Source organism: Evtepia sp. (assembly GCF_034090835.1).
Lineage (GTDB): Bacteria > Bacillota > Clostridia > Oscillospirales > Oscillospiraceae > Evtepia.
Genome location: NZ_JAXDRS010000001.1, coordinates 1 through 2,012, shown reverse-complemented (window position 1 = coordinate 2,012; position 2,012 = coordinate 1). Strand labels below are relative to the sequence as shown.

Annotated in this window: 2 protein-coding genes and 1 pseudogene; all 3 read left to right on the top strand. The window is 58.5% G+C overall.

From position 1 onward, the window contains the following. Positions 1-419 precede the first annotated feature (419 nt). On the top strand, positions 420-932 hold the full coding sequence (locus tag SOR61_RS00015) for a hypothetical protein (protein WP_320610676.1): 513 nt from the start codon (positions 420-422) through the stop codon (positions 930-932). A gap of 261 nt (positions 933-1,193) precedes the next feature. Further along, positions 1,194-1,460: a 30S ribosomal protein S15 gene (rpsO, locus tag SOR61_RS00010; RefSeq protein WP_320610675.1), complete on the top strand. Its 267-nt coding sequence runs from the start codon at positions 1,194-1,196 to the stop codon at positions 1,458-1,460. A gap of 180 nt (positions 1,461-1,640) precedes the next feature. Beyond that, positions 1,641-2,012 (top strand): annotated as a pseudogene (locus SOR61_RS00005) (polyribonucleotide nucleotidyltransferase); the annotation flags it as partial.

Genomic DNA, 2,012 nt, shown 5'->3' with positions numbered 1-2,012 from the left:
TTGCTCAGCAGCTTAAGTGCAACTACTTGAATAGCCAGCAGGGGTCTGACAAGACCTCAGCTTTGCTATACCTTTTTGAGCCATCCCTTTTTCACCACCACCATTCATTTTCGGGGTTGACTTTTAATAGTTAATCTTTCTTTTGGGGCAGAAAATGTTAGGTTTATCATACCAGAAATCCCACCCCATGAAAAGCCGCCGTTCAAGATTTTGTCCCAATTCCCGGAGAAACGCCCCACCCCCTGAGGATCGGTCCCATAAAACCCCTGCCGCCTGCCCCCATTGTCCAGCTCCCGGAAGGAGAGCAGGCGGGGCCCACCCGGAAAAAAGACAGAAAAAAAGATGGATGCAGCAATAGAGGATATGCTATGATAGAAGCAGAGCAACCCCCCATCCATCCCACGAAAGGAGGCCCTGTTATGATCGCCCAGCAAACCACAGCTGCCCTGTGTCAGCGCATCTACCAGCGGCAAAAGGATCAGGTCGTGGTGGGAGAAAAAACCGCCCAGGAACTGCTCCGCTGCGCCCGGGACTTTGCCGACTGGGAGGAAGTCCCCCTGACCCAGGCCCCCCAGGCCGTCCGGGAGCGGGTCCTGGCCACCGCCCGGGAGGCCCTGAAGGACCACCCCGCCCTGGCAGACAAGGCACCTTCCCTTCGCCTGTTCCGTCTGCCCCGGACGGCCCGCAACCAGCCCTTCTACCAGGAAGGGGCTTATGAAGAAGGCGAGGTCACCTTCTGGCTGGAGATGGGGTCGGCCTGGTTCCAGACCGGCTGCACCCCTCTGTTTGCCCGGCTCCGCCGGGCAGCAGGAATTTCTCCCGAAGACCTGGAAGCCCAGGGGGAGGCCTTTGCCCTGTACCTCTTCCAGTCCTTCCCCCAGGACCCGGAGAACCCCATGACTCAGCCGGTTCCCTCAACCCCGGAGGGCTGAGAGGGGACCCCTCACCAAAAAAGCACCAAAGACCGCCCCGGCGCCCGGCGCCGGGGCGGGTCCTTGCAGGGATTTTGTTTGTCAAATCAAGGTTTTTTACGATTTTCCTTTACATTCCCCCCAGCGGGTGGTATACTACATGATACGTGCGTAAGCACATCAAATACCCTGACTTAGTCCCGGGAGCATCGCCTGTTTCACAGGGCTCCGCCCGCCCGTCACTCAGTCAGAGGCAAATCAAAGAAAGGTGGATTTCATCCCATGATCCGTAAAGACGAAAAGACTGCTGTTATCGAAGCCAACCGCACCCATCCCACCGACACCGGTTCCCCCGAGGTCCAGATCGCCATCCTGACCGTACGCATCCAGGAGCTCACCGAGCACCTGAAGGTTCATATCCATGACAACCACAGCCGCCGCGGCCTGCTGAAGATGGTCGGTAAGCGTCGTAAGATGCTGGACTACCTGGCAAAGAAGGACATCGAGCGCTATCGTGCCATCATTGCCAAGCTGGGCATCCGGAAATAATTGCGTCTTTTTGGGGCGGTGTAGCCAAAACTGCACCGCCCCTTTTTCCCAGCATCCCCGCGGAGAGTCCCGCCCTCTTTTAGCGTTTGAACGTATGCCCGATGGATCGGACATGCCTTCAAGTGCTAAATAAGGCAGCCTCTCCGCACCATCTCTGATGACTACGAAAGGAAACTGCATATGGCAACCATCATTAAGCAAAAGCAATTCAACAACCACATCTATAAGACCGAGATCGCCGGCCGCCCCTTCTCCCTGGAGTTTGGCAAGGTGGCTGAGCTGGCCAACGCCTCCGCCATGGTCCGCTACGGCGAGACCTCCGTGCTGGTGGCCGTCACCGCCGCTCCCCGTCCCAGAGACGGCGTGGACTTCTTCCCCCTGTCCGTGGACTTTGAAGAAAAGCTCTACGCTGTGGGCCGCATCCCCGGCTCCTTCATGCGCCGGGAGGGTCAGCCTTCCCTGCCCGCCGTGCTGGCTTCCCGGGTGATCGACCGCTCCATCCGTCCCCTCTTCCCCGGCGACTTCCGCAACGACGTGGTGGTCACCTGCACC

Bases quoted from the DNA above. Each gene is read 5' to 3' on its own strand.
- SOR61_RS00015 (WP_320610676.1), top strand. From the start codon at position 420: ATGATCGCCCAGCAAACCACAGCTGCCCTGTGTCAGCGCATCTACCAG.
- rpsO (WP_320610675.1), top strand. From the start codon at position 1,194: ATGATCCGTAAAGACGAAAAGACTGCTGTTATCGAAGCCAACCGCACC.